This window comes from Pseudomonas sp. FW300-N1A1 (genome assembly GCF_058789115.1).
This window is the reverse complement of record NZ_JBYTBK010000098.1, coordinates 1-587: the sequence shown is the minus strand read 5'-3', so window position 1 is coordinate 587 and position 587 is coordinate 1. Positions and strand designations below refer to the sequence as shown.

Here is a 587-nt window from a genome sequence, read left to right as displayed (position 1 = left end):
GCGGCGGCGGTTCTGGCGCTGTTCGACACGGAAGTGTTGAACAAGGGCACGGACTTGAGCCCGACGGAGTTCGCGATCAGCACCACGCCTTTGGCCACCACGTTGCTCAGCAGCTTTGGCCAGGACCAGGAGGGTGCGACCAAAGTGCTGTCACTGGCGATTGTGGGTGGCAACGGCACCGATTCGCTGCTCGACACCACCGATGGCAAGAACATCCTGTTGTTCAAGGAAGGCGATCTGATTGTCGGCCGCTATGACGTGGCCAATGGCGTGGTCACGGTAGCGGATCCTGCGGCGTTCGCGATTGCGCTGCTGCAGGACGGCAACGTGGCGGTGGCGCAGTATGTCTCGCTCACGCACCCCGTCGCCGGCAGCACGGCGGCGGCCCACGACGACCGGATTGATCTGACCGGTCTGATCAACGCGGTGGTGACGGTGACCGACGGTGACGGCGACACCAGCACCGACAGCGTTGGCATCGGCGATGACATCAACTTCGACGACGACGGACCGAGCGCGGACGTGATCGATGGCGGCGGCTCGGTGACGATCGACGAGACGGCCGGCAACCAGGATGACGACAGCGA

Annotated in this window: 1 protein-coding gene; it reads left to right on the top strand. The window is 64.2% G+C overall.

All coding sequences use genetic code 11. From position 1 onward, the window contains the following. A partial coding sequence (locus tag AC3WQN_RS25465; RefSeq protein ID WP_492606977.1) for a DUF5801 repeats-in-toxin domain-containing protein occupies positions 1-587 on the top strand: 587 nt, incomplete at both ends.